Raw genomic sequence first — 24,961 nt, 5'->3', positions numbered from 1 at the left:
GAACCTCCGCAAGACGAACAGCACCCTCGTCGAGGATGCCACCGGCGGAACAGCCCGGATTTCTCCCGGACGATCCCATGCCTTACGTGTGGAATGCCGGTGCCCATACATTCCGTCGGGCATAAAAGCAAGGGAAACATTCCATTCGGCATAAAAACAAGGATTATGCCGGATTTCCGGCCGACTGCCCTTCCCTGGAAATGCCGCCGCTCAGCTTGCGAGTGTCGGCAGCAGCGCCAGCACGATGCCGGCATCGGGCATCGGCAGGACGGCGTCGATCTCCGCGGGCAGCAGGCTGGTGATCGCGCTGTCGGCGTTTCCGGTCGCCGTCCCCAGCGGACCACGGACGCCGTGCCGCGTCCAGGCGAGCTCCTGAGGCTTTCCAGGCTTGCGGCGCATAATGGTCTGGTGGCCTATTGCGCAACTGCAGGCCCCGTCGCAATGGACTGGCCGCTGGAATCGCTCCGATCACAAGAGCAGGACGACAGAAGGCGACTCAATCATCCCTGGTCGCCGACACAATAATGAACTTTGTGATATGGTTTTATGACATTGGAGAAACCGCGGCCTACTTGCAGACCTCAGCCTTGTGATCGAGCAGCTCGAGCTTGGCTAGCTTCCCCGTCAGAACGAAATCGCCATAATCCATCGTCAGGTCCCGGGTGATGCCGTTCTCGTAGAGCTTGAACGACATGCGATAGACCGGCAGCGAATCCGATTTTGCATTCTCGTTGAAATAGGCGATGGTCACCGGCCAGAAGGCCGTCTTCGAGAAGGCACCGGCATTGCCGGCATCGGCCTCCTCGGCAGCAGGTGTTTCCTGCTTGCCGACGATCGTTGTCGTCACCAGCGACTTGTCGCCGTCATCGGAACCATCGAAAACGCGGGCTTCGAAGAAGCGTTTTCCCTCTTTGGCGTTCTGGATCACATCGAGCATGTGTTCTGTCGGAAAGCGGCTTTCGCCAAGCTGCAGCTCGCGGCTTGCCGGCTGCTTGAGATCGACTTTGACGCCATTGGCCTGATTCTCGGCCGCGCCGTTGACCTCCTTGTCGAGCTGGTCGTCGGTGAAGGATTTGGTGTCGAAGGTAAACTTGCGGTCCTTCAGGTTCTCGAAGGTCTTTGTCTGCTGATCGCTGACGCGTACGCTGTCGCCAGTGTCGATCTGCGTCACGAAGCGAAAATTGGTGGTGAAGCCCTGGCAATAGTTGCCGTCAAATTCATAGACCATGCGCCCGTACATGGAGGCGATGCCGGAGCGGTCCGACGCATCCTTCAATTCCAAATCGTAGACCGCGCGATGGGCGACGAGGCCGGTCGCGATCGCAGCACTTGCCGCAGGCGCAGCCGCCCATGTTTGGGCGGAAAGGCCGGCGAGAAGCAGAGCGGCTAGACTCGATCGGAACATTCATTCACTCCTATTGGACTCGGCCGCGATGTTATATGAACTCTTTCGGCCAAATCGAGGCTCGAAGCTGTCATAATAAAGATTCTAGTCTTGATGCATAATTTTGGAAACATTGACAACAAAAGCGGAGACGAAAATGTCCAATGAAATTGCTGCACGCTTGAGCGAGATGGGGATAACCCTGCCCGAAGCCGCAGCACCCGCCGCAAATTACGTTCCCTATGTCATCAGCGGCAATCTTCTCTACATCTCCGGCCAGCTGCCGCTCGAGGGCGGCAAAGTCGCCGTATCGGGCCATCTCGGCAAGACCATCGACGTTGCGAGTGGCCAGCGCGCCGCCGAACTCTGCGCCATTAACATCCTCGCCCAGGCCAAAGCTGCGCTGGGCGGCGACCTCGGCCGCATCCGGCGCGTCATCAAGCTGAACGGTTTCGTCGCCTCGGCGCCCGATTTCATCGAGCAGCATCTCGTCATCAACGGCGCTTCGAACCTGATCGCCGGTGTGCTTGGCGAGGCCGGAAAACATGCGCGCGCCGCCGTCGGCATGGCCGCTCTGCCGCTTAACGCCGCCGTCGAGATCGACGCTATCATGGAAATCGCAGAATGACCAAAGCGGACTGGATCAAGGACGTGCCGGTCGCCCATCGCGGCTATCACGACCTGAATAAGCTTGTCTGGGAAAATACGCTCTCGGCCTTCTCGCGCGCTGTCGAAGCCGGCTTCGCGATCGAATGCGACCTGCATTACGCCTCCGACGGCGTACCGATCATCTTTCATGACGAGGATCTTCAGCGTCTGTGCAATCTGAACGGCGACGTCCGCGAGCGCACCTCCAGGGAACTCGGGCTGATCGCCGTCGGCGGCACGGGAGACAAGGTGCCGACGCTCAGCCAACTCCTCGATCTCGTCCAGGGCAAGGTGCCCCTGGTGCTGGAGCTGAAGGGCCGTGAGGCCGACGACGAAGGCTTTGCTGAATCCGTGCTCGAAGTGCTTGAGGGCTATGAGGGCAAGGTCGCGCTGATGAGCTTCGACCATTGGCTGCTGCGCGATCTAAAGGCGCTTGGCTCGCCCTACCCGCTCGGGCTGACCGCCAACGGCAACACGCCGGAGGAGTTTGAGACCCATGCCAAGGCGATGGAGATCGGTCTCGATTTCATCTCCTATTATTATGACGACCTGCCGAATGCCTTCATCACGGGCGAACGCGAAAAGGGCATTCCGGTGATTACCTGGACGGTGCGAGACGAAGAGGCGCGCCGGCGCACTTTCGCCAATGCAGACCAGATGACCTTCGAAGGTTTCGACCCGCGTGCGGTTTGACGCTCGCTTTTTGGGCAAGATCATGCGCAGACTGAAACAGAGCCGAAACCCTCCTCCCACAGGCTTCGCATCCGCCGCATGACCGATGAACTGTCCATTCGCGTAGAACGCTCCTTCACCGCGATTTCCCCGGAGAGCTGGTCCAGGCTTTCCGGGGCGTCGAAGGGTGGCAACACGCTTGCCTACAATCCTTTCGTTTCGCACGCCTTTTTGTCGTCGCTGGAAGAGTCCGGCTCGGCCACAGCCGAAACCGGTTGGCTCGGCCACCACCTGTTACTCGAAACCGATCGCGGCGAGTTGATCGGCGCCCTGCCCGGCTACCTCAAAAACCACAGCCAGGGCGAATATGTGTTCGACCACGGCTGGGCCGACGCCTTTGAGCGGGCCGGCGGGCGTTATTATCCCAAGCTGCAGTGCTCGATTCCGTTTACACCCGCGACCGGGCCGCGTCTTCTCGTCGCCGAAGGGTTGCAGCGGCTGCCGATCCAGAGCGCGATCGCCGAAAGCCTGAAGGAGGTCGTGCGCCGGCTCGACATCTCGTCGGCGCATATTACCTTCGTGCCGGACGAGGAGATCGGCGTCTTCGAGATGGACGGCTATCTGCACCGCACCGACCAGCAGTTTCATTTCATCAATGACGGCTATGCCAATCACGACGACTTCCTCGAAACGCTCGCTTCGCGCAAACGCAAGGCATTGCGCAAGGAGCGCCGCGCCGCGCTCGAAACCGGCATCAGCATCGACTGGCTGACCGGCCGCGATCTGACGGAGCGGATCTGGGACCAGTTCTTCAAATTTTACATGGATACCGGCGGCCGCAAATGGGGCCGGCCCTATCTCACCCGCAAATTCTACTCGCTGATCGGCGAGCGCATGGCCGACGATATCCTGCTCGTCATGGCCAAGCGCGACGAACGCTATATTGCCGGCGCAATCAATTTCATCGGCGGCGATACGCTCTACGGCCGTCACTGGGGCTGCATCGAGGATCACCCCTTCCTGCATTTCGAGGTCTGCTATCACCAGGCGATCGACTTCGCCTTGGCGAAGGGGTTGAAACGGGTCGAGGCCGGAGCGCAGGGCGAACATAAGCTCGCTCGCGGCTACCTGCCGGTGACGACGCACTCCGCTCATTATGTCGCCCATGCCGGACTGCGCCGCGCGATCGGTGATTATCTCGCGCGCGAGCGCGCCGATGTCGAGCAGATGAGTGAGCTGCTGAGCGAGCACAGCCCCTTCCGCAAGGGTGAGCGTCGGCAGGAGGATTGACGCCGCCCCGGCGAGCGCGCTACCCGATCAAATGGAACGTGAGGAGATTTCGCGATGACCAGCGCCTATGACGACAACAATATTTTCGCCAAGATCCTGCGCGGCGAAATTCCCTCGCACCGAATCTACGAGGACCAGCATACGGTCGCCTTCATGGATGTGATGCCGCAGGCGCCGGGCCACGTGCTCGTCGTTCCGAAGGCGCCTTCGCGCAATATCCTCGATGCCGATCCCGCCACCCTCGTCCATGCCATTACCGTCGTTCAAAAGGTCGCCCAGGCGGTCCAGCAAGTTTTCGACGCCGATGGCGTGTTCATCGCCCAGTTCAACGAACCGGCGGCCGGACAAACGGTGTTCCATCTGCATTTCCACATCATCCCCCGCCATGAGGGTGTGGCGCTCAAGCCGCATTCGGGCAAGATGGAAGATGGCGCCGTGCTTGCCGCCCATGCCGAAAAGATCCGGGCGGCCCTGGCATAACGCGAATTCCTGGCAACGACGGAAACAGAAAAAGGCCGCGGATACCGCGGCCTTTTCCGATTCGGTGACGAACTCTCACTTCTTGCGCGGAACCTTGGGAACCGTGCTTCCCTTCTTGGGGGCGTCGCGGACCTCAGGCTCGGCCTGCGGGACCGTCTTGGCGCGGGTCTTGCGGGCCGTCTTCGTCTTCAGCTCGCCATCATCCTCGTCGTCGGTTTCGGGATGGACGACCTCGGCCTCCGGCTTCGGCTTGATCGGCGCCGTATCCGGAATGGCTTCCAGCAGGATACCAGGCTTGCCGTCTTCCTTCGGGCCGACGGTGACGTTGACGACGCCGCCCTTCTTCAGCTTGCCGAAGAGGATTTCGTTGGCGAGCGGCTTCTTGATCGTGTCCTGGATTACCCGGGCCAGCGGGCGGGCGCCCATCTTCTCGTCGTAACCCTTCTCTGCAAGCCAGGCGATCGCATCCTCATGCAGGTCGAAGGTGACGTTCCTTTCAGAAAGCTGGGCCTCCAGCTGCATGATGAACTTCTGAACGACCTTGTGAATGACCGCCGTCGGCAGCGCCGCGAACGGGATGATTGCGTCGAGACGGTTGCGGAACTCCGGCGTGAAGAGACGGGTCAGCGCCTCCTCGTCCTCGCCAGTGCGCTTGGACGAGCCGAAGCCGATGGCCGCCTTGGCCATTTCGGAGGCGCCCGCATTCGTCGTCATGATCAGGATGACGTTGCGGAAGTCGATCTTCTTGCCGTTGTGGTCGGTCAGGGTGCCATGGTCCATGACCTGCAGCAGGATATTGTAGATATCCGGATGCGCCTTCTCGATTTCGTCGAGCAGGACCACGCAATGCGGATGCTGGTCGACGCCATCGGTCAAGAGGCCACCCTGGTCGAAGCCGACATAGCCGGGAGGTGCGCCGAGCAGACGCGAGACCGTATGCCGCTCCATATATTCCGACATGTCGAAGCGCAGGAGCTCGACGCCGAGCGACGCTGCCAGTTGCTTTGCCACCTCGGTCTTGCCGACGCCGGTCGGACCGGAGAAGACATAGGCGCCGATCGGCTTGTTCGGCTCGCGAAGGCCGGCACGCGCCAGCTTGATCGATGTCGAAAGCGCTTCGATCGCGATGTCCTGTCCGTAGACCACCGAACGCAGTTCCTGCTCGAGATTGGCAAGCACGGCCTCGTCGTCCTTGGAGACGGTCTTCGGCGGAATGCGGGCCATCGTGGCGATCGTCGCCTCGATCTCCTTCTCGGTGATCAGCTTGCGGCGCTTCGACGGCGGCAGCAGCATCTGGGCCGCACCCGTTTCGTCGATCACATCGATCGCCTTGTCCGGCAGCTTGCGGTCGGAGATGTAGCGGGCCGACAGCTCGACGGCCGACTTGATGGCGTCGTTGGAATAACGCAGATGATGATATTCTTCGAAATAGGGCTTCAGCCCCTTCATGATCTCGATCGCATCATTGATCGACGGTTCGCTGACGTCGATCTTCTGGAAACGACGGACCAGCGCCCGGTCCTTCTCGAAGAACTGGCGGTATTCCTTATAGGTGGTCGAACCGATGCAGCGGATCGCGCCCGATGACAGGGCCGGCTTCAGCAGGTTCGATGCATCCATCGCCCCGCCCGAGGTGGCGCCGGCACCGATCACCGTATGGATTTCGTCGATGAAGAGGACGGCGCCCGGATATTCTTCCAGCTCCTTGACGACCTGCTTCAGCCGTTCCTCGAAGTCGCCGCGGTAGCGCGTGCCGGCAAGCAGCGTGCCCATGTCGAGCGAGAAGATCGTCGCATCGGCGAGCGCCTCGGGCACCTTGCCTTCGACGATGCGCTTGGCCAGCCCTTCGGCGATCGCCGTCTTGCCGACGCCGGGATCACCGACATAGAGCGGATTATTCTTCGAACGGCGGCAGAGGATCTGGATGGTGCGGCTGACCTCGGCATGACGGCCGATCAGCGGGTCGATCTTACCGCCCTTGGCCTTCTCGTTGAGATTGACACAATAGGCTTTGAGCGCATCCTGCTGCTTCTTGGGGCCGCCCTCTTCCTCGCCGCCGCGCGCCGTCGGCTTGCTCTCGGCCTCCTCTTCGGCGCCGCGCGGAGTACGGGTCTCCGACGCGCCCGGCCGCTTGCCGATACCGTGGGAGATGTAGTTGACGGCATCGTAACGGGTCATCTCCTGCTCCTGCAGGAAATAGGCGGCATGGCTTTCACGCTCGGCGAAGATCGCGACGAGCACGTTTGCGCCGGTCACTTCTTCGCGGCCGGATGACTGCACGTGGATGACGGCACGCTGGATGACGCGCTGGAAGCCGGAGGTCGGCTTGGAATCCTCGTCGTAACCGGTGATCAGATTGGAAAGTTCGTTATCGACATATTCGACGAGCGTCTTGCGCAGCGCGTCGAGATCGACATTGCAGGCGCCCATAACCGCGGCCGCATCGGCATCGTCGATCAGGGCGAGCAGCAGATGCTCGAGCGTCGCATATTCATGATGCCGCTCGTTGGCAAAGGTCAGTGCCTGATGGAGCGCCTTCTCTAAACTAGGCGAAAATGTTGGCACGTTCAGATCCTCACTTCTTTTCCATGACGCATTGCAGCGGATGCTGGTGCTGCCGGGCGAAGTCCATCACCTGGCTGACCTTCGTTTCCGCTACCTCGTATGTGAATATTCCGCACTCGCCGACGCCGTGATTGTGGACATGGAGCATGATGCGGGTGGCACTTTCACGGTCCTTCTGAAAAAAACGCTCCAGAATATGAATGACGAATTCCATGGGCGTATAATCGTCATTCAAAAGCAGCACGCGATAGAGGTTAGGCTTCTTGGTCTTCGGCTTGGTGCGCGTGATGACCGAGGTTCCGCGATTTCCGTTGTCCCCGTTCCTTTCGCTGTCGTTCTGCATCCGGATCGGCTTTGCGATCATTGTCATTCATTCCTCGATCAATCCGGCGGAGCATGGGAGGGTGCTTTTCCCGCCGAATATCTGAAACACTAACTTAGTTCATAATGGGCCGATTTTAAGCCCCCTGTCAGACACTGCAATCAAGAAATGCCGGCATGCACGGGAAAGACCCAAAATGACCCCGGACGGTCCGACGCAGCAATGAAAGTGGAAACAAAAAAGACCGGCTACAGGTGCGTAGCCAGTCTTTATCTTTCAATATGTAGCGCAGGTTGCGCGTTTGACGTTGCTTCAGGCGGCAGCGGGGGTCGCCGGCTGCGGCGATTTCGGCGACTTGACTACGCCAGCGGCAGCAGCAGCGATCGGCGCCTCATAGGGCTTGTAGGCGGATTTGGCGAGATCGGCATACATTTCGCCGAGCTTGGTCGTTTCGGAGACGAAGCTCTCATAGGCCGATTTGACGTAGCCGGTCTGCAGTTCGAAAGCGGCCTCGAAGCTCCTGACGCCTGCCAAGGTTTCAAAATGCGTTACGGCATCCTGAAAGGACTTTTTCGAATATTCAGCGGCTTCCGCGGCGATTGCCTGAAAGCCCCTGGTCGTCTCGGAATAGGTTCTCAGCGCCGTGTCGACGGCTTCCTTGCTCTTTTTGTTGGCTTCGTCAAAGTTGAACATGGCCGTCCTCCGTTGGGCTGTTGGATGGCGGCAGGGTAGCCGCAACGCACAAATAGTCAAGTAGTCTTGTGCGACGCAAAACATCTCAAGGTTGCGTTACAGCAGTAAGACAAAGCGAGCGCGCCGGTGAACGTACCTCTTTAACGGTTTTTGCTAATATATGTCATATTGTCACAACCAGGCGTTTTAAAAAAAATTTGATTCGGCAGCAAAAAAAACAAAAAAACCGGGCGGATGTTGCCGCCCGGTCCACTTCAAGCTCTCATGCGCGATCAAAGATCGACGTCGAGGATCGCCATCGAAAAGTTGTAGGAGCGGTCGCCGTCCTCGTCATCGACATAGACGACGCCCAGAAATTCTTCGCCGAGATAGACTTCCGCAGAATCATTCTTGCGCGGACGCGCCTTGACGACGATCTGCGGGTTGAGCGTACGTTTGAAGTAGGCGTCGAGCTTCTTGATTTCTTCTGGCTTCACTCTGTCATCTCCGTAAGCGGCCTTGATTGGCCGCTTCTTGCACAGGAAAAGCAGCGGTGTAAAGGCGGGGGCGCCGCTTGGCGATGACTGTCCCCGCTCAGGTTCCGTCGCTTATTATGTCTTTCCAGCGCCGACACTCAGATATCGGCGCCGATTACCTGATCCATATTGCGCGACGGCTCGGAACAACCGGCCTCGCCCACAACCTTGGCCGGCACGCCTGCGACCGTCTTCTTGGGGGGCACAGCCTTCAGCACCACAGAGCCGGCGGCGACGCGCGAGCAATAGCCGATCTCGATATTGCCGAGGATCTTCGCACCGGCGCCGATCATGACGCCGCTGCCAATCTTCGGGTGGCGATCAGCGCCCTCCTTGCCGGTGCCGCCGAGCGTCACGCCGTGCAGGATCGAGACATTGTCGCCGATGACGGCCGTCTCGCCGACGACGAGGCCGGTGGCGTGATCGAGGAAGATGCCCTTGCCAATACGCGCAGCCGGATTGATGTCGGTCTGGAAGACGCTGGAGGATCGGCTCTGCAGATAGAGCGCGAAATCACGCCGGCCACGATTCAGCAGCCAATGGGCGAGACGATGCGTCTGCAGCGCATGGAAACCTTTGAAATAAAGCACCGCCTCCATGAAGCGCAGGCAGGCGGGATCGCGGTCGTAGATGGCCTGGATGTCGACGCGAAGAATGGAGCTCCACTCCGGCCAGTCGAGCAGCATTTCCTCGAAGGTCTGACGCAGCAGGTTCGCCTGCATATCCGGATGGTCGAGACGTTCGCAGATGCGGTGGATGACGCATTCCTCAAGCGAATGATAATTGATCACCGTCGAATAGAGGAAGGCCGCGAGAACCGGATCCTTTTCGGCCGCGATCCGTGCTTCCTCGCGCAGGCTGTCCCAGATGGGATCCATCACCTTCAGCGGATGGCCAGTCTCAAAAGCACGGATATCTGTCTTGGCGACCATCGCCGCTCTCCTCGTTGCCAGCCGGAATGCCGTTTCGGAATGCCCATATATAGTGGAAAACGCCAATAACATAAATGGGTGCCGTCACCATGGTTTTTTAGCATGGTTTTTCGGCATCACGATGATGTCACCCCTCGGCAACCCTTGCGTAGAAGGCCAGCACCGCCTGCTTGAAAACCTTATCGCCGACGGCGAGCATGTGATCGCGGCCGGGAATATCGAGAGCTTCGGCCTCGGGCATCAGGGCAGCCAACTCCTGCGGCGAGCCGGCGATATCGTCCTTGGTGCCGACGCCGATCAGGGTCGGCATGTCGAGCTTGCCCATATCGGAGCGAGCGACAAGGTCGCGCGAGCCGCGGATGCAGGCGGCTAGCGCAGTGCGGTCGCTTTTCGTCTGTTCGGCGAAGGCGCGGAACATGCGGCCGCGGTCATGCGTCACGACCTCCAGCGACGGAGCCAGCAGCGCATCGGCGATCGGATCCCAGTCGCCGACCCCGTCGGTCATGCCGATGCCGAGGCCGCCGAGCACCAGCGAGCGGACGCGATGCGGATTGGCAAGTGCTGCAAATACCGAAATGCGCGCCCCCATCGAATAGCCCATGAGATTCGCCTCAGGGATGCCGAGATGATCGAGCAAGGCGATCGCATCGCCGGCCATGACCCAGGGGCGATAGGCTTCGGCATCGTGCGGCTTGTCGCTTGCGCCATGGCCGCGATTGTCGATGGCGATCACCCGGTAGCCCGCATCGCCCAGCGTCTTCAGCCAGCCCGGATGCACCCAGTTGACGCTTGCCGTCGAAGCAAAGCCATGGATCAACAGGACAGGCACGCCGGAGGGGTCGCCCTCGTCGAAAAAGGCGATCTTCAATCCATCATGAGTGAAGCTTGAAAATGCGGGTGTATTCAGGTTCATCGGGCCTTCCTTTTGGCGCGACCATAGTCGAGCCGCCTCTCGGCGGGAAGCCAAATTGTGGGTAAAAACTGTGCCCGGCACGGCGCTTTGGCTCTACACATTTGAGACGAAGGCTTATAAGGTTCGCGCACTTTCAAAGCATTCGGAGAGCGACATGGCCGGCCACAACATTCCCCACTTCCAGAACGACGGCGGTCATCGCGTCATCGAAGTCGGCGTCAAGGAATTCATGTGCACCGGCGCTTCGGTTCCTTTCGACCATCCGCATATCTTCATCGACATGGGCGACGACAACGAGAAGGTCTGCTCCTATTGCTCGACGCTTTACCGTTATAATGCATCTCTCAAGCCGAGCCAGACCAATCCGGCCGGCTGCGTTTTCCACGTGAAGGCGGCGTAAACCGTCCAGAATCCGGATCGGACTGACAATGCCGGTCGAACATGCCGCCATCATCGGCGCCGGCATTGCCGGGCTGACAGCTGCGCTTGCGCTTTCGCGTTGGGGCATCAGCTCGGAGATTTTCGAGCAGGCGGATGAACTCGTCGCAGTTGGCGCCGGCTTGCAGGTTTCGCCGAACGCCTCCCGCATCCTGGCAGAACTCGGCGTCGTCGAGGGACTTTCAAAAGTCTGGCTCGAACCGGAAGCGATCCGGCTGATGTCAGGCGGTTCGCTGCGCCAGCTCGCGGCCGTGCCGGCCGGCAAATTCGCGCGACAGCGCTGGGGTGCACCCTATGGCGTGCTGCACCGCGCCACATTGCAGAATGCGCTTCTCACGGCGATCGAAGCCGATCCGCTCTGCCGGCTTCATCTTGGTGTGCGAGTGGAATCGAATTCGCCGCCTGTCGAGCGCGCTGCCGATGTCGTCATCGGCGCGGACGGCGTCTGGTCGAAGCTCCGGCAATCCGTGCCCGGCAGCCCCTCACCGCGCTTTTCCGGCAATATCGCCTACCGCTTCACCATTCCCGAAGACCAGGCGCCAGGTTTTCTCGACCGGACAAGCGTTTCGGCTTTCCTCGGCGGATCGGCCCATCTTGTCTGCTATCCGCTGAAAGAGATCGGCAGCATCAACATGGTGGCGATCACCGCCGGCAATGTCTCGCCGCAGGCTTGGCGCAGCGAGCCGACCGCAGAGCAGCGCGCGCGGCTCAAGGCGCAGCTTTCCGGCTGGAACAGCGCGATCGTCTCGCTGCTCGAAGAACAGCAGAAGCTGACGTTCTGGCCGCTCTTCGAAACCACGCCGGGCGGGTGGCAGGACGGCCGCAGGACGGTTCTGATCGGCGACGCCGCGCATGCGATGATGCCCTTTGCCGGCCAGGGAGCGGCCATGGCGGTCGAAGACGCCTACGAACTTGCCGCGTTTCTCGCCAATCGTCCCGTGGCGGAAGCGCTGGCGCTCTTTGAAAGGCATCGCGCGCCGCGCATTGCAAAGCTTCGCCAGCGCGGCGCCTTCAACAAATTTGCCTATCATGCGAAGGGCCCGATCCGGATCGGCCGCGATCTGGTGCTCGGCCTGAGGCCGCCGCAAAGCCTGGCGGCCGATCTCGACTGGATCTACGGCTACCGGGCTGAGGGCACGCTGTTAGGCTTGGCAAGCGGCCGCAGCGCCTAAAGCGCGTCACAATCTTTCAGATTCGCTCCTTGCGCTTTAGGTGTTTGTTTTACGCATGTCGTTGCCACAAAACCGCTGCATCCTTTTGCGCGACATGAGTTAGCCGCAACGGCTCAGACTGCACTTGCCGCCGCAAAACCCCGTTCAATATCGGCCTTGAGGTCGGCCACGTCTTCAAGGCCGATCTGCAGGCGGATGACCGGACCTTCCTTCGGCGCCTTAACGACCTTGCGGTCATTGAGATAGGCGTGCAGCGCGAGGCTTTCAAAGCCGCCCCAGGAATATCCGAGACCGAAAATCCTCAGCGCATCGAGGAAGGCATGCGCCTTCGGTTTGAATTTCTCGGGGCTCTCAGCGGCAAGCACAAAGGAAAAGATGCCGCTGGCGCCCTTAAAATCGCGCTTCCAGATGTGGTGGGAGGGGAAACTCGGCAGCGCTGGATGCAGCACGCGGGCGACGCCCTCTCTGCCCTCCAGCCATTTCGCAATATCACGCGCGCTTTCATAATGCCGCTCGAGGCGCAGGCCCATGCTGCGCAATCCGCGCAGGATCTGATAGGCATCGTCGGGTGCGCCACAGATGCCAAGGGCACCGTTCGCCTCCTTCAGCCGCTCCCAGTGCTCCGCATTGGCCGATACCGTTCCGAGCAGGATATCGGAATGGCCGGACGGATATTTCGTCGCCGCATGGATGGAGATATCGACGCCGTGATCGAGCGGCCGGAAATAGAGCGGCGTCGCCCAGGTGTTGTCCATCATGACGACGGCGCCTCGGCGATGGGCGACCGCCGCGATCGCCGGAATATCTTGCATTTCGAAGGTATTGGAACCGGGAGCCTCGGTATGGACGAGCCTGGTGTTCGGCCGGAACAGCGTCTCGATGCCGGCGCCGATCGCCGGATCGTAATATTCCACCTCGACACCGAGGCGCTTCAGCATCGTATCGCAGAAATGGCGCGTCGGGCCATAAACCGAGTCGACGACAAGTGCGTGATCGCCGGCGGCGACAAACCCGAGGAACGGAATGGTGACGGCTGCCAGCCCCGAGGGGACGAGGATCGTGCCGGCCGAACCTTCGAGCGCATCGATCGCCTCGCAGAGCGCATCCGTCGTCGGTGTGCCGCGCGTACCATAGGTATATTTCTGCGAGCGCGTGTCCATCGTCGCCGCGTTGGGAAACAGGACCGTCGAGGCATGCACGACCGGCGGATTGACGAAGCCGTGATAATCGAAGGGGTCGTTGCCGATATGGGTCAGGCGGGTATTGATGCCGGCGGTCTGCAGCAAGCTGTCTTTGTCTTTCATGTCGGAAATAGCCTTTGGCGAGGGGCGCAAAGCCAGACTTTTGGACGCCTCGACCGATCCGGTCAACCCCTTGACCAGGGGGACAACTGTCGCCTCGGTTTTTCAAATTAGCGTTATTTTTCCGCAAGCGGGCGCTCATTTCCTAACCAACCGCCTTCGAATGCGGCGCAATGCGGCAAAATTCTGAATTTTGCCGCAATTATGCATGGCGACACTTGACCATAGTGACATTTGCGACTGTGATAGGGTACTCGCGCCGGGAGGGTGTCGAGACGATGGGGGTGGCAGAGTTTTCCGCCGGAACGCCCCACAAGAAAAGATAATACAACGGAAAAGGTTGGGAAAAAAATGAAGAACAAGCTTCTGTCCGCCGCGATTGGCGCAGCAGTTTTCGCTCTTGGCGCCTCGGCTGCTTCGGCCACGACTCTCGGTGATGTAAAGGCAAAGGGTTTCATTCAGTGCGGCGTCAACACCGGGCTCGCTGGCTTTGCCGCGCCTGACGCTTCCGGCAATTGGGCAGGCTTCGACGTCGACTTCTGCAAGGCCGTCGCGTCGGCCGTCTTTGGCGATCCGACGAAGGTGAAATTCACCCCCCTCAGTGCCGCCAACCGCTTCCCGGCGCTTCAGTCCGGCGAAATCGACGTCCTCGCCCGCAATACGACCTGGTCGATCAACCGCGATACGGCGCTTGGCCTGAACTTCCGTTTCGTCAACTATTATGATGGCCAGGGCTTCATGGTCCGCAAGAGCCTCAACGTGAAGTCGGCGCTGGAACTTTCCGGCGCGTCTGTCTGCGTCCAGTCGGGCACGACCACCGAGCTCAACCTCGCCGATTATTTCAAGGCCAACAATCTGCAGTACAATCCGGTGGTCTTTGAAAAGCTGGACGAGGTCAATGCGGCCTATGATGCCGGCCGTTGCGACGTCTACACCACCGACCAGTCCGGCCTCTATTCGCTGCGCCTGACGCTGAAGAATCCGGACGAACATACGATTCTGCCGGAAATCATCTCCAAGGAACCGCTCGCCCCAGCCGTACGTCAGGGTGACGACCAGTGGTTCGATATCGTCAGCTGGGTCGGCTATGCGATGATCAATGCCGAAGAATTCGGCATCACTCAGGCCAATGTCGACGAGATGAAGAACTCGCCGAATCCCGATATCAAGCGCTTCCTCGGCGTCGAGGCGGATACCAAGATCGGCACCGATCTCGGCCTGACCAACGACTGGGCTTACAACATCGTCAAGAACGTCGGCAATTACGGCGAAGTCTTCGAGCGCAACATCGGCCAGGGCAGCCCGCTGAAGATCGCGCGCGGCCTCAACGCCTTGTGGAACAAGGGCGGCATTCAGTACGCTCCGCCGGTTCGCTGAGCGGCATCACGCATGAAGACGGAAAGGCGGGCGACCGCCTTTCCTCCTCCAATAAAAAAGCTCCGAAAAGGAGCGTAATGGGGAATTGGCCAAGCATGACGCACCAGGCTTTGGAGTCAACACGTCTATCCAGAAGCGGCTGGAGTTTTCAGTCCGTCCTCTACGACCCGACAGTTCGGGGTATCTTCTTCCAGGTTCTCACCATCGTCCTGCTGGTCGTCTTCGTCTGGTGGGTTGCGCACAACACCGCCGTCAATCTGGCGCGCGCCAACATCGCGTCCGGCTTCGGCTTTCTGAACGGCCGCGCCGGCTTCGAGGTCGGTCAGTCGCTGATCGCCTATTCAAGCGATTCGACCTATGGCCGCGCGCTGGTCGTCGGCCTTCTGAATACGATCCTTATCGCCGTTACGGGCATCATCACCGCCACGATCATCGGCTTCATCATCGGCATCGGCCGCCTGTCGCGGAACTGGCTGATAGCCAAGCTGTGCACGGTTTACGTCGAGGTGTTCCGCAACATCCCGCCGCTGCTTGTCATCTTCTTCTGGTATTCGGGCGTTCTGGCAGTTCTGCCGAATGCGCGCGAGTCACTGCATCTGCCGCTCGGCGCCTATCTGAACAACCGTGGCCTTTCCTTTCCCAAGCCGATTTTCGGCGAGACTTTCTGGCTCGTCGGCGTCGCCTTCGTCGTCGCGATCATCGCCGTCATCGCCACGGCCCGATGGGCGCATCGCCGGCAGGCCGCGACGGGTCAGCAGTTCCATACGATTTGGGCTTCGATCGGCCTGCTGATCGGCCTGCCGCTTATCGCCTTCCTAGTCGCAGGCGCGCCACTTTCCTTCGATTATCCGATCGCAGGCAAATTCAACCTCACCGGCGGTTCCGTTGTTGGGCCGGAGTTCATGTCGCTCTTCCTGGCACTTTCCTTCTACACCGCTGCCTTCATAGCCGAGATCGTGCGCGCAGGCATTCGCGGCGTGCCGAAGGGACAGACGGAAGCTGCAGGCGCACTCGGGCTTCACCCCTCGTCGATCACCCGGCTGGTCGTCATTCCGCAGGCCTTCCGCATCATCATTCCGCCGCTGAGCAGTCAGTACCTCAATCTCACCAAGAACTCATCGCTGGCGATCGCAATCGGTTTTGCCGATCTCGTCGCCGTCGGCAGCACAACGCTGAACCAGACCGGTCAGGCTGTCGAGGTGATCCTCATCTGGATGGTCATTTACCTCAGCCTCAGTGTCGTGACCTCGCTGTTGATGAACTGGTTCAATGCTAAAATGGCGCTGGTGGAGAGGTAAGATGAGCAACGCTTTCGTCAGAACCGCCATACTGGCGCCGGAGCCGCCGCCCTCAGCAGAGAAAGGCCCTGTCGCCTGGATTCGCCGCAACCTCCTTGCGACGCCGAAGGACATCGTCCTTACCATCCTAGCGCTGGTCTTTGTTGTTTGGGCCCTCCTGCACGCGCTCGACTGGCTCTTCGTGCAGGCGGTTTGGAGCGGCCCTGACCGCACCTTCTGCGCCACTGCCGTACAGGGCGGCATTCAGCCGGATGGCTGGAGCGGTGCATGCTGGGCCTTCGTCAACGCCAAATTCGACCAGTTCATCTTTGGGCGTTATCCGCTCGACGAGCGCTGGCGCCCGACCCTGGTCGGCATTCTTTTCGTACTCCTGTTGGTGCCGATGCTCATTCCTTCGGCGCCGCGCAAGGGGGTCAACGCCCTGCTGCTGTTCGGCGTGCTGCCGATTATTTCCTTCTTTCTGCTTTACGGCGGATTTGGCCTGGAAATCGTCGAGACGCCACTCTGGGGCGGGCTGCTGGTGACGCTGGTGCTCTCTTTTGTCGGCATTGCGGTCTCCTTCCCGCTCGGCATCATCCTGGCGCTCGGAAGGCGCTCGCGGATGCCGGTCATCCGCACGTTCAGCGTCGTTTTCATTGAAGTGGTCCGCGGCGTCCCGCTGATTACGGTCCTGTTCATGGCGAGCGTCATGCTGCCGCTTTTCTTGCCGGCCGGCTGGACGGTAGACAAGCTCCTACGCGCGATCATCGGGGTATCGATCTTCGCCTCCGCCTATATGGCGGAAGTCATTCGTGGCGGCCTTCAGGCTATTCCCAAAGGCCAGTTCGAGGGGGCGGATTCTCTAGGGTTGGGCTACTGGCAGAAGATGCGATTGGTCATCATGCCGCAGGCAATCAAGCTGGTGATCCCTGGCATCGTCAACACCTTCATCGGCATGTTCAAGGACACCTCGCTGGTGTCGATCATCAGCATGTTCGACCTGCTCGGCATCGTTCGCCTTAACTTCGTCGATCCGAACTGGGCGACCGCAGTAACGCCACTAACGGGGTTGATATTCGCCGGCTTCGCCTTCTGGCTTTTCTGCTTCGGCATGTCGCGATATTCAGCATTCATCGAACGTCACCTCGACACCGGCCACAAACGATAAAAATGAGGGAAAACAATATGGCTGAAGCTCCAGCTAAGAAGCTCACCGTTTCCGCAACGGAAGTGGCGATCGAAATCGTCAACATGAACAAGTGGTACGGCGATTTCCACGTGCTGCGCGACATCAACCTGAAGGTCATGCGCGGCGAACGCATCGTCATCGCCGGCCCGTCCGGTTCGGGCAAATCGACGATGATCCGCTGCATCAACCGTCTTGAAGAGCACCAGAAGGGCCAGATCATCGTCGACGGCACCGAGCTCACCAACGATCTGAAGAAGATCGACGAGGTGCGCCGCGAGGTCGGCATGGTGTTCCAGCACTTCAACCTCTTCCCGCACCTGACGATCCTCGAAAACTGCACGCTGGCGCCGATCTGGGTGCGCAAGATGCCGAAGAAGCAAGCTGAAGAAATCGCCATGCATTTCCTGAAGCGGGTCAAGATCCCGGAACAGGCCAACAAATATCCGGGTCAGCTTTCCGGCGGCCAGCAGCAGCGCGTGGCGATCGCCCGGTCGCTCTGCATGAACCCGAAGATCATGCTATTCGACGAGCCGACTTCGGCACTCGATCCCGAAATGATCAAGGAAGTGCTCGACACGATGGTGGGTCTCGCCGAGGAAGGCATGACCATGCTCTGCGTCACCCACGAAATGGGCTTTGCCCGCCAGGTCGCCAACCGCGTCATCTTCATGGATCAGGGCCAGATCGTCGAGCAGAACTCACCGGCCGAGTTCTTCGACAACCCGCAACATGAGCGCACCAAACTATTCCTCAGCCAGATCCTGCACTAAGTCCGAGAAGCTTAGTTCGCGAAAAGACCCGTCGTGCCTTCCGCACCGGCGGGTCTTTCACGTTCAGTGGGAGACCGACGCCTGCAACAGACTGCAGAGACCGGAAAGCCCGGCATCGCCGCTGCCGGCGGCGGAGATATCGGCGCAACGGACAAGCATCTTGCGTTGCTCGTCGACGGGTCTCGCTCGAAACGCCGCAATCGTGCGAGCCTGCGATGCGCTGAGGGTGCCGTTACGAGCAGCTGTCATCCCGCCCCTGTCGTTCGCGTCGCCAATGGCAAGCTTGGTGCCTGCTCCGCTACTACCGCCAATGGAAGCCGTGGCCTTGTCATCGACCTCCCGGGAGCCGGCAGTCCGGGCGTTGATATCGGCATTGACGCCGCCATCGCCGCCGAGCCTGGCATTAGCGCCAGTCGCGAGATCACTGCCCCCGACAATGCCATTGACATTGGCATCGATACCGCCGCCGCCGCGAGCACTGGCGGACGCATTTGCGTCAACGCCGCTCGAGCCGCCTATGGATGCGTCGGCCGTCGCATCAACCCTGTTTCCGCGGCCAAGCGAAGCTTCGACGTCGGCGCTGGTGGCATTGCCTGCATTTACCGACACGCCAATGTCAGTCGCGTGTGCATGGTCTGCCGGCATGGCAAGAACGGCGCAGGCGCATGCGAACAGGGCAATTGGCAATCCAGTGTGCATTTGAGTCATCATCTTCCTCCGTTTTCATATGCCGGACGGTTCGTCCGACCTGCGAAAATCGAGGAACGCGCGTGCCTTCGATCGATTGGACGCCGAGTACCCCCGACATCCATGCCAGCCAACGAGAAGGACTTGCCAAGGTTTCATTCCAGCCCGTCATGAACCTGCGCGGCGGCCGAGAATGACGGCGCGTAGTTATCACTGAGTAAGCGTTACGAAAGCTACTGTGCCAAAAATAGGCATGAGCGAGAATTTCCCCCCAATTTAGCCGCTGTATCTAAATTCCGAAGGAGTACGCAGTAATCATAAGCGGCTGCTTAGTTGCGGCTGTCGACACGGCGGCCGGCCAACTCGATCGCCCTCGCAGCGCCTGCTCCGGTTTCTCGCTGCTCTAGTGCAGGAGCAAAAAAGATCTTCGTTCGTCTGGATATGCCCGGCCCGGCCTCCATGTTCAGCATGTTCCTATTTTACGAAGCCGGAGGTTCAAGAATGGGCATTTTCGACAAGATCAAACATGCAATCTTTGGAGAAGCAAAAGCAGCCGAACCTGTTGCCAGCGGCGCAGCAAAGACAGCGCCAGCCCAGGCTCCCGTCTCACCCCCGTCAGCCCCCAGTCCGACGCCTGCGTCCTCTCCTGCGCAAACTAAGCCGGCCTCGGCCCCGGCGACAGCGACAGTCGATATTGTTCCGATCCTCGACGCGGCTGTGAAGAAGAGCGGCCAGAAACTCGATTGGCGCCATTCGATCGTCGACCTGATGAAGGCAGTCGGGATGGATGCCAGTTTGACTGAGCGCAAGGAACTCGCCGCCGAACTCGGTTATACCGGCGATACCAACGATTCCGCCAAAATGAACATGTGGCTGCACAAGGCGCTGATGAAGCGGCTTTCAGAAAATGGCGGCAAGGTGCCGGCCGATCTCCTCGATTGATCTCGGTTGCTGACAAAAGCTGCCGCCATTCTGCGGCGGCAGCCATCCCGGCACCTTCCAACCCCTTGCCCACAGGCGCTGGAATCAATAACGTTCCGGCAGATGACTTCGAAAATCGATCTGGGGAGCGCTTAATCCAATGCGATTGATGGCAGTTGTTGGTCTTGTGCTTAGCTTCGGCTGTATATCAGCCGCAGAATCTCCTTCTAACTATCAATCCTACAGCGGCGTTCGGGTCGATACCGACCCGGTCCTCCTCGCCCGGTATGACAAGGCGCTCCAGCGGTGCGTGCCGGAAGCAGGTTCGTGGCGACGCGGCTCGCCGGACCAGAGAAGCCTCGATTATAACGCGGCGCTCAGAAATTGCCTCTATCGACGCGGCTTCGTCGACCGAGGCGTCTACGCCTACCCCATTCCAGAAGTTTACTTCGAGCATTTCCTGGACCGCTGAGAAGAACCGAACGGTTCTAGCCTCCCATAGGACTTCAAAAGTCAGGAACACAGGCCCGGCTGCATCGGCGTGGCTTGTCGACGGCGACCGCATATCAGCTTTGGCCGCTGTCGGATGGCCGGCCCTTGCCATCCGGCAATTACCACAGGGATGATGAAAGCTGCGGCGCGGCTTTCAGGGCAACGGGAGCAGCGGGATCGATCGAGCTCCATAAGTGCGGAGGTCGGGAGCTGCGGGATAGACTGCGAACCTCAATGGACCGTCGAAACTGCGTGCAGCTTCATGTCATCTCGAACTTCGTAGAATTTGTCGCCGTCGATATAGATAAAGTGGCAGTTTGGCTTTTCGCCTTTGCCGGCAGAACAGGCCTTATCGCCCTTGAAAGTGAGTTTCGTTTTCACGTCGATCGTTTTGCCGCCGACATCGGCTTTACCGGTAATGGTGCCCTTCTTCCAACTCCAAACGAGTTCGGCGGACACAGGCTTTTCCAGATCGAGAATTTCTACTTTCACAGGCTTGCCGTCTGCAAAAGCTTTGAACTCGTCCACTGTAGCCTTTTTAGCCCCCGCAGGAAGATCAACGGCGTAGGCATTCATTGCATATAGAAATGCAGCGGCGCCGATGCTCAAACAAATCGTCCCATAACTCGCCCCCCAAGAATTGACAGGAAGGGTACACGCCGTTTTCGGCGGCAGCATCCCACCTATTGTGGCTAGGAAGAGTTTGGCGCAGGTTGAAACATATATAATTCTGCGACATTTCAACTTTTCGGCGACATCCGCAGAGTTTCTGTCTTTGTCTTGGCTGCGTCACACTACACGAAATAGACCTGTTGCGACGATTACTGGACAGTCTTGGAGAATATTATTCGCGTCCGCGATGTATCAAAGATGATCTCCATAGAACTGCTTGCCGCCTGCGTGACGACATGTCAGCCAACCGAAATCATCATGGCTCCGGCATCGGAAAGACCAACCACGAAGAAGAGCAATATTTCTCTCCCTATAGAACAACTGCGACGCCGAGAGCGTCTGAACATTCGCCATGGCGCTCGATGTGCCGCCGAAGGACCCGCGCCCAAATGGGACCAGCCGCCTCCAAGCCAAATGAGGGTCCGAACAAATTTCCCTTATAATCTGGCGATTGGACCTTGAACTATGGATGAATCGTCCTGCCCACGCTCTCTAAATCGGCGGGGTTCGAGTTCAGGATTATTCAGGATATGCCACCAGCTGAGGAGTGTCTTTCGGCGCGATCACACGCATTCGATGCCGTGGCGCTGAGTATAGGATTCCGCCAGAGCCTGCGCTTCGGAGGCGAATTTCACCTGCCAGCATGTGTCGGCTGAGGAGCGGTGTGCCCATTATCTAATCAGTCTTGAAAGCGACTCATGATCGAATCGAGCACCCCCGAGAGGGTATTGGCCTTGCCACGGCCATCTCAATTAGCCCCAATCGTGAAGGCGAAGCTGCCAAAAATTGAAAAATTCACAAAAAATGTTGATTCCGCCTTGGCGGCAGGATTCCAGTCACGTCCATCAGGTTTTCCTAATCTTTTCAATGGGTGGGTGTCGCCATGGTTGCAGAAAGAATAATTCGCGGCGTGCGAGATATATAGTTTGTCCCAATTTGGGCGAATCGGATTTCCGCAAATATTTCAAAATGTAACTTGGGAGTGATCTGGATATTGTGGCAGCAATATGGCTATGTTTCTCAAGTACTTACTGTTTCTAAGCTGTTGCGCCCTTCAAAACGTCGTCCTATAACCCCCGCCGCAACGGATGATTAACCACAAAATATTAGACAACGCTGAAGTTGAGGAACAAAACCATGACAACATACTACGTAGCTTCGAGCAGCAGCGGCGGTAACGGCAGTGCCACCTCCCCTTTTCGCACGATCAGCGAGGCGATGGCTTCGGACCTTAAGCCTGGCGACGAGGTCGTGGTGAAACCGGGGACATACAACGAGAGCATCAACATCGATAAGGACGGCTCGGCGGCAGGCGACATCACGCTCCGCTCGGAAGTGCCCGGCGGGGCGCTGATCCGGCCGCCCGCGGGCTCGTGGAACGCGATCAGTGTCAACGCCAACCACGTGGTAATCGACGGCTTTGACATCGGCGGCGCCAAAGGCGACGGCATCGAAGCGAACAACGTCCACCACGTCCAGATCCTCAACAACAAGGTCCACGGCAGCGGGGAGTCGGGCATCCAGTTCAACCAGTCGGACTTCGTCCACATCGAAGGCAACGAGACTTACAATAACGCTTCGACAGGCTGGTTCTCGGGCATCTCCATCTACCAGAACCGGAACATCACCGGTGATACCTCGACGGACGGATACCGGAACATCGTGCGCAACAACATTTCGCACGACAACGTCACAAAGTCTGGTGAGCACACCGACGGCAACGGCATCATCATCGACGATTTCCAGAGCACCCAGGCGAGCGGTAACCCGAACTACACTTTCAAGACCCTGGTCGACAACAACCTCGTCTACGGGAACGGCGGCAAAGGCATTCAGGTTACCTGGAGCGACTCCGTCACTGTGTCGAATAACACCGCATACCACAACAATCAGGACCCGCTGAACTCCGGCACTTGGCGGGGCGAGCTCAGCAACTCGGCATCGAGCAACAACACCTGGGTCAATAACATTGGCGTAGCCGACCCGTCGGTGAACCAAAACAACACTGCGATCGATAACACGTCAAGCGGCGGCACCAACAACAATGTCGTCTGGGCCAACAACATCACCTACAACGGCACGGCCGGCCAGGCCTCGGTCAAGACGGACGGCGGCAACGCGATGCCGAGTACGGCGAACGGCAACCAGCTCGGCGTTGACCCTAAATTCTTAGGGGCATCGAGCGACAACTTCCACCTCAGCTCCAGCTCGACGGCGATCGACCACGGGACCAGCAAGTACGGCGTCAGCTCCGTCGATCTGGACGGCGACCATCGCGTCGTTGGAACTGTCGACATGGGTGCCTATGAATCCGGCTCCAGCCCGACATCTGGAACGCCAACCACACCGACTTCGCCAACAGCGCCGACTTCGCCAACAGCGCCGACTTCGCCGACAGCGCCGACCGCGCCGACCGCGCCGACCGCGCCGACCGCGCCGACCGCGCCGACCGCGCCGACCGCGCCGACCGCGCCGACAGCGCCAACCTCACCGACTTCGCCGACGCAACCCACTTCGCCGACCACCACGAAGGAATATACCGGCACCAATGGCAACGACATCATGCCACACACCGGTCAGTCCAACGGCGGCAACGAAACCTTCAAGGGTCTCGCCGGCAATGACGTGTTGAAGGGCGGCGCCGGCGCGGACGTGCTCGATGGCGGTAATGGCAACGACACGGCCAGCTATGCGGGTTCCGACGCGGGGGTCCACGTCAGCTTGGCGACTTGGACCGCATCGGGCGGGCACGCCACCGGTGACAAGCTCGTCAGCATCGAAAACGTGACCGGCTCCAGCTACGACGACGTGCTGACCGGCGGCAATAACGGCGGCAACGTTCTCAATGGCGGGGCCGGCGCGGACAAGCTTGACGGCGGCGCCGGCGCGGACGTCATCATTGGCGGTGCCGGAAAGGACATCATGACCGGTGGCACCAGCTCGGATACATTTGTCTTCAAAACTGCGACAGAAACTGGGTCCGGCTCGAACCGCGACGTCATCAGCGACTTCCAGCACGGCGTGGATAAGATCGACCTCTCGGCGATAGATGCGAATGGCTCTGCGCAGGGCGATGCAGCCTTCCATTTCCAGGCGCAGGAGAATGCCTTGTTCGACAAGAAGGCTGGCGCGCTCGCGTGGCACTACGAGGACGACCATACCGTTATCCAGGCCGATTTGAACGGCGACGGCGTTCATGATTTCGAGATTCAGCTGCAGGGCCACGTGCAGCTGGGAGCAGGCGATTTTCTCCTGTAATCATACTCGTTGCGGCGGTCGTCCGATCGCCGCAACAATGGTGCTAACAATCGCGAAATGTCGACGGCGGAGTAAAACCCGCCACGCGGCGCGCAAGCTTCGGCTACTTCAGCGCGTGGATGAGTAAGCTGGGAGGGCGTAGCTCGAGCGGCGATCCCATCCGCGCGCTGCGGTTTTCAACCCGCCTAATCTTGATCCACAGCGGCATTGAGGTCTCGGCTTTAGGTCAAATCGACATTCATCGAAGCCATATCACCGCGGCGACGAGCTAGACCGAAGCCTTCGAAGTGAATGGCTCTGCAGTTGTATCGCGTGGCGAAGCGACGGAAGTGTTTCATTCGATTGAAAGCAGCGCTCGATGCGGTTCCGTGATGTAGGCTATTTCATCATGCGGGTTGATGATCTTGCGCGAGCGGTTAGATGGGATAACCGCCTCGGCTCCCATGTCGGCCTCGTTTCTCGCAAGTCATTGCTGTCATAGGCCTTGTCCGCCAGAACGGCATCGCCGCTCTTGCCCTTGAGAAGATCCGCGCTTGCGTGATGTCGCCGACCTGACCGGCAGTCACAATGAAACGTAACGGTCGGCCAAGCGCATCGGTCGGCATATGGATCTTGGTGGTCAGTCCACCTCGGGACGCCCCAGCGCCTGATCCTTGACCCCTTTTCCGGAGGCCGCCTGCTGATGGGCACGAACGATCCTGCTGTCGAACATCAGATACCGGTTGTCACGATCCCGTGAGCGTCTCGAACACCTGCTCCTATGCACCGTCTTCCACTTGCCGTAACGCTCCGGCAGATCGCTCCAATGGGCGCCGGAACGCAGCACCCACGGGCAGCCATTGACAAACAAAACGGTTGTCCAAGCCAGTCCGGCCCGGATCACCAGCCTTGCCGGGCAACAAGGAGGCAATCTTCGCCCACTGCCCATCGCTGCTTAAAAACGCCATGTCAGACCTCCCTGTTCAACATGGTGTCCTATGAATCAGCGATCAA

At 59.4% G+C, this 24,961-nt stretch carries 24 protein-coding genes and 1 pseudogene; 13 read left to right on the top strand and 12 right to left on the bottom strand.

The window, feature by feature from the left end:
* Positions 1 to 210: 210 nt before the first annotated feature.
* Both AC13QO_RS13445 and AC13QO_RS13440 read right to left on the bottom strand, forming a co-directional pair.
* Positions 211 to 399: a hypothetical protein gene (locus tag AC13QO_RS13445; protein ID WP_488540936.1), complete on the bottom strand. Its 189-nt coding sequence runs from the start codon at positions 397 to 399 to the stop codon at positions 211 to 213.
* A 169-nt stretch (positions 400 to 568) separates the two neighbouring features.
* Positions 569 to 1,405 carry a cell envelope integrity EipB family protein gene (locus AC13QO_RS13440; protein ID WP_285193514.1) on the bottom strand — a complete coding sequence of 279 codons (837 nt, stop codon included), beginning with the start codon at positions 1,403 to 1,405 and terminating at the stop codon, positions 569 to 571.
* Positions 1,406 to 1,541: 136 nt separating this feature from the next.
* On the opposite strand from AC13QO_RS13440, the gene AC13QO_RS13435 reads away from it, so the two are divergent.
* The 4 genes from AC13QO_RS13435 (at position 1,542) to AC13QO_RS13420 (ending at position 4,474) form a co-directional block, all read left to right on the top strand.
* Positions 1,542 to 2,012, top strand: a complete 471-nt coding sequence (locus AC13QO_RS13435; protein WP_285193515.1) for a RidA family protein — start codon at positions 1,542 to 1,544, stop codon at positions 2,010 to 2,012.
* The gene (locus AC13QO_RS13430) at positions 2,009 to 2,725 is read left to right on the top strand and encodes a glycerophosphodiester phosphodiesterase (RefSeq protein ID WP_285193516.1); all 717 of its coding nucleotides are present in this window, start codon (positions 2,009 to 2,011) and stop codon (positions 2,723 to 2,725) included. The genes AC13QO_RS13435 and AC13QO_RS13430 overlap by 4 nt, the downstream gene beginning before the upstream one ends.
* A 78-nt stretch (positions 2,726 to 2,803) precedes the next feature.
* Positions 2,804 to 3,994, top strand: a complete 1,191-nt coding sequence (locus tag AC13QO_RS13425) for a GNAT family N-acetyltransferase (RefSeq protein WP_488540852.1) — start codon at positions 2,804 to 2,806, stop codon at positions 3,992 to 3,994.
* A gap of 54 nt (positions 3,995 to 4,048) precedes the next feature.
* A complete protein-coding gene (locus AC13QO_RS13420) occupies positions 4,049 to 4,474 on the top strand; it encodes an HIT family protein (protein WP_085778041.1) in 426 nt (141 codons plus the stop codon).
* Between the two features lie 75 nt (positions 4,475 to 4,549).
* On the opposite strand, the gene clpA is transcribed toward AC13QO_RS13420, so the two are convergent.
* The 6 genes from clpA to AC13QO_RS13390 all read right to left on the bottom strand — a co-directional run bounded on the left by clpA (position 4,550) and on the right by AC13QO_RS13390 (position 10,414).
* Entirely contained in the window at positions 4,550 to 7,039 is a 2,490-nt protein-coding gene (clpA, locus tag AC13QO_RS13415; RefSeq protein WP_085778040.1) for an ATP-dependent Clp protease ATP-binding subunit ClpA, read from the bottom strand.
* Positions 7,040 to 7,049: 10 nt separating this feature from the next.
* A complete protein-coding gene (gene clpS / locus AC13QO_RS13410) occupies positions 7,050 to 7,403 on the bottom strand; it encodes an ATP-dependent Clp protease adapter ClpS (RefSeq protein WP_008526939.1) in 354 nt (117 codons plus the stop codon).
* Between the two features lie 270 nt (positions 7,404 to 7,673).
* On the bottom strand, positions 7,674 to 8,054 hold the full coding sequence (locus tag AC13QO_RS13405) for a phasin family protein (protein WP_085778039.1): 381 nt from the start codon (positions 8,052 to 8,054) through the stop codon (positions 7,674 to 7,676).
* 272 nt (positions 8,055 to 8,326) lie between these two features.
* Positions 8,327 to 8,530: a DUF3126 family protein gene (locus AC13QO_RS13400; RefSeq protein WP_008526943.1), complete on the bottom strand. Its 204-nt coding sequence runs from the start codon at positions 8,528 to 8,530 to the stop codon at positions 8,327 to 8,329.
* 137 nt (positions 8,531 to 8,667) lie between these two features.
* Positions 8,668 to 9,501, bottom strand: a complete 834-nt coding sequence (gene cysE, locus AC13QO_RS13395; RefSeq protein ID WP_064709189.1) for a serine O-acetyltransferase — start codon at positions 9,499 to 9,501, stop codon at positions 8,668 to 8,670.
* 127 nt (positions 9,502 to 9,628) lie between these two features.
* Positions 9,629 to 10,414 (bottom strand): alpha/beta fold hydrolase, encoded by a 786-nt coding sequence (locus AC13QO_RS13390; RefSeq protein WP_085778038.1) that lies wholly within the window; start codon positions 10,412 to 10,414, stop codon positions 9,629 to 9,631.
* 154 nt (positions 10,415 to 10,568) lie between these two features.
* Between AC13QO_RS13390 and AC13QO_RS13385 the strand changes: the two genes are divergently transcribed.
* Positions 10,569 to 10,814, top strand: a complete 246-nt coding sequence (locus AC13QO_RS13385; protein ID WP_011425183.1) for a zinc-finger domain-containing protein — start codon at positions 10,569 to 10,571, stop codon at positions 10,812 to 10,814.
* A 28-nt stretch (positions 10,815 to 10,842) separates the two neighbouring features.
* On the top strand, positions 10,843 to 12,024 hold the full coding sequence (locus AC13QO_RS13380; protein ID WP_488540851.1) for an FAD-dependent monooxygenase: 1,182 nt from the start codon (positions 10,843 to 10,845) through the stop codon (positions 12,022 to 12,024).
* 113 nt (positions 12,025 to 12,137) lie between these two features.
* Here the strand turns inward: AC13QO_RS13380 and AC13QO_RS13375 are convergent, their stop codons facing one another.
* Complete coding sequence (locus tag AC13QO_RS13375) at positions 12,138 to 13,328, bottom strand: cystathionine beta-lyase (RefSeq protein ID WP_488540850.1); 1,191 nt, start codon at positions 13,326 to 13,328, stop codon at positions 12,138 to 12,140.
* 348 nt (positions 13,329 to 13,676) lie between these two features.
* On the opposite strand from AC13QO_RS13375, the gene AC13QO_RS13370 reads away from it, so the two are divergent.
* From AC13QO_RS13370 to AC13QO_RS13355, 4 genes are all read left to right on the top strand, one after another.
* Complete coding sequence (locus AC13QO_RS13370) at positions 13,677 to 14,702, top strand: amino acid ABC transporter substrate-binding protein (protein ID WP_221113297.1); 1,026 nt, start codon at positions 13,677 to 13,679, stop codon at positions 14,700 to 14,702.
* 95 nt (positions 14,703 to 14,797) lie between these two features.
* Positions 14,798 to 16,000: an amino acid ABC transporter permease gene (locus AC13QO_RS13365; protein ID WP_221113296.1), complete on the top strand. Its 1,203-nt coding sequence runs from the start codon at positions 14,798 to 14,800 to the stop codon at positions 15,998 to 16,000.
* A gap of 1 nt (position 16,001) precedes the next feature.
* The gene (locus tag AC13QO_RS13360; RefSeq protein WP_183701013.1) at positions 16,002 to 17,147 is read left to right on the top strand and encodes an amino acid ABC transporter permease; all 1,146 of its coding nucleotides are present in this window, start codon (positions 16,002 to 16,004) and stop codon (positions 17,145 to 17,147) included.
* 17 nt (positions 17,148 to 17,164) lie between these two features.
* Positions 17,165 to 17,938: an amino acid ABC transporter ATP-binding protein gene (locus AC13QO_RS13355; protein WP_097598606.1), complete on the top strand. Its 774-nt coding sequence runs from the start codon at positions 17,165 to 17,167 to the stop codon at positions 17,936 to 17,938.
* A 63-nt stretch (positions 17,939 to 18,001) separates the two neighbouring features.
* Here AC13QO_RS13355 and AC13QO_RS13350 read toward each other — a convergent pair whose 3' ends face one another.
* Positions 18,002 to 18,547: a hypothetical protein gene (locus AC13QO_RS13350; protein WP_488540849.1), complete on the bottom strand. Its 546-nt coding sequence runs from the start codon at positions 18,545 to 18,547 to the stop codon at positions 18,002 to 18,004.
* Positions 18,548 to 19,126: 579 nt separating this feature from the next.
* Between AC13QO_RS13350 and AC13QO_RS13345 the strand changes: the two genes are divergently transcribed.
* On the top strand, positions 19,127 to 19,567 hold the full coding sequence (locus tag AC13QO_RS13345; protein WP_488540848.1) for a DUF3597 domain-containing protein: 441 nt from the start codon (positions 19,127 to 19,129) through the stop codon (positions 19,565 to 19,567).
* A 139-nt stretch (positions 19,568 to 19,706) separates the two neighbouring features.
* A complete protein-coding gene (locus AC13QO_RS13340) occupies positions 19,707 to 20,018 on the top strand; it encodes a hypothetical protein (RefSeq protein ID WP_488540847.1) in 312 nt (103 codons plus the stop codon).
* A gap of 251 nt (positions 20,019 to 20,269) precedes the next feature.
* On the opposite strand, the gene AC13QO_RS13335 is transcribed toward AC13QO_RS13340, so the two are convergent.
* Positions 20,270 to 20,647 (bottom strand): hypothetical protein, encoded by a 378-nt coding sequence (locus AC13QO_RS13335; RefSeq protein ID WP_488540846.1) that lies wholly within the window; start codon positions 20,645 to 20,647, stop codon positions 20,270 to 20,272.
* A 1,200-nt stretch (positions 20,648 to 21,847) separates the two neighbouring features.
* On the opposite strand from AC13QO_RS13335, the gene AC13QO_RS13330 reads away from it, so the two are divergent.
* A complete protein-coding gene (locus tag AC13QO_RS13330; protein ID WP_488540845.1) occupies positions 21,848 to 23,968 on the top strand; it encodes a choice-of-anchor Q domain-containing protein in 2,121 nt (706 codons plus the stop codon).
* A 238-nt stretch (positions 23,969 to 24,206) separates the two neighbouring features.
* Here the strand turns inward: AC13QO_RS13330 and AC13QO_RS13325 are convergent.
* A pseudogene (locus AC13QO_RS13325) lies at positions 24,207 to 24,915 on the bottom strand (IS5 family transposase).
* Between the last annotated feature and the right edge of the window lie 46 nt (positions 24,916 to 24,961).

Source organism: Rhizobium sp. CNPSo 3670 (assembly GCF_057784555.1).
The sequence above is the reverse complement of the archived record's forward strand: the minus strand, read 5'-3'. Positions and strand labels throughout refer to the sequence as shown.

Coding starts and splice junctions, on each gene's coding strand:
- AC13QO_RS13445 (WP_488540936.1), bottom strand. CDS start 399: ATGCGCCGCAAGCCTGGAAAGCCTCAGGAGCTCGCCTGGACGCGGCAC.
- AC13QO_RS13440 (WP_285193514.1), bottom strand. CDS start 1,405: ATGTTCCGATCGAGTCTAGCCGCTCTGCTTCTCGCCGGCCTTTCCGCC.
- AC13QO_RS13435 (WP_285193515.1), top strand. CDS start 1,542: ATGTCCAATGAAATTGCTGCACGCTTGAGCGAGATGGGGATAACCCTG.
- AC13QO_RS13430 (WP_285193516.1), top strand. CDS start 2,009: ATGACCAAAGCGGACTGGATCAAGGACGTGCCGGTCGCCCATCGCGGC.
- AC13QO_RS13425 (WP_488540852.1), top strand. CDS start 2,804: ATGACCGATGAACTGTCCATTCGCGTAGAACGCTCCTTCACCGCGATT.
- AC13QO_RS13420 (WP_085778041.1), top strand. CDS start 4,049: ATGACCAGCGCCTATGACGACAACAATATTTTCGCCAAGATCCTGCGC.
- clpS (WP_008526939.1), bottom strand. CDS start 7,403: ATGATCGCAAAGCCGATCCGGATGCAGAACGACAGCGAAAGGAACGGG.
- AC13QO_RS13405 (WP_085778039.1), bottom strand. CDS start 8,054: ATGTTCAACTTTGACGAAGCCAACAAAAAGAGCAAGGAAGCCGTCGAC.
- cysE (WP_064709189.1), bottom strand. CDS start 9,501: ATGGTCGCCAAGACAGATATCCGTGCTTTTGAGACTGGCCATCCGCTG.
- AC13QO_RS13390 (WP_085778038.1), bottom strand. CDS start 10,414: ATGAACCTGAATACACCCGCATTTTCAAGCTTCACTCATGATGGATTG.
- AC13QO_RS13385 (WP_011425183.1), top strand. CDS start 10,569: ATGGCCGGCCACAACATTCCCCACTTCCAGAACGACGGCGGTCATCGC.
- AC13QO_RS13380 (WP_488540851.1), top strand. CDS start 10,843: ATGCCGGTCGAACATGCCGCCATCATCGGCGCCGGCATTGCCGGGCTG.
- AC13QO_RS13375 (WP_488540850.1), bottom strand. CDS start 13,328: ATGAAAGACAAAGACAGCTTGCTGCAGACCGCCGGCATCAATACCCGC.
- AC13QO_RS13370 (WP_221113297.1), top strand. CDS start 13,677: ATGAAGAACAAGCTTCTGTCCGCCGCGATTGGCGCAGCAGTTTTCGCT.
- AC13QO_RS13365 (WP_221113296.1), top strand. CDS start 14,798: ATGACGCACCAGGCTTTGGAGTCAACACGTCTATCCAGAAGCGGCTGG.
- AC13QO_RS13360 (WP_183701013.1), top strand. CDS start 16,002: ATGAGCAACGCTTTCGTCAGAACCGCCATACTGGCGCCGGAGCCGCCG.
- AC13QO_RS13355 (WP_097598606.1), top strand. CDS start 17,165: ATGGCTGAAGCTCCAGCTAAGAAGCTCACCGTTTCCGCAACGGAAGTG.
- AC13QO_RS13345 (WP_488540848.1), top strand. CDS start 19,127: ATGGGCATTTTCGACAAGATCAAACATGCAATCTTTGGAGAAGCAAAA.
- AC13QO_RS13340 (WP_488540847.1), top strand. CDS start 19,707: ATGCGATTGATGGCAGTTGTTGGTCTTGTGCTTAGCTTCGGCTGTATA.
- AC13QO_RS13330 (WP_488540845.1), top strand. CDS start 21,848: ATGACAACATACTACGTAGCTTCGAGCAGCAGCGGCGGTAACGGCAGT.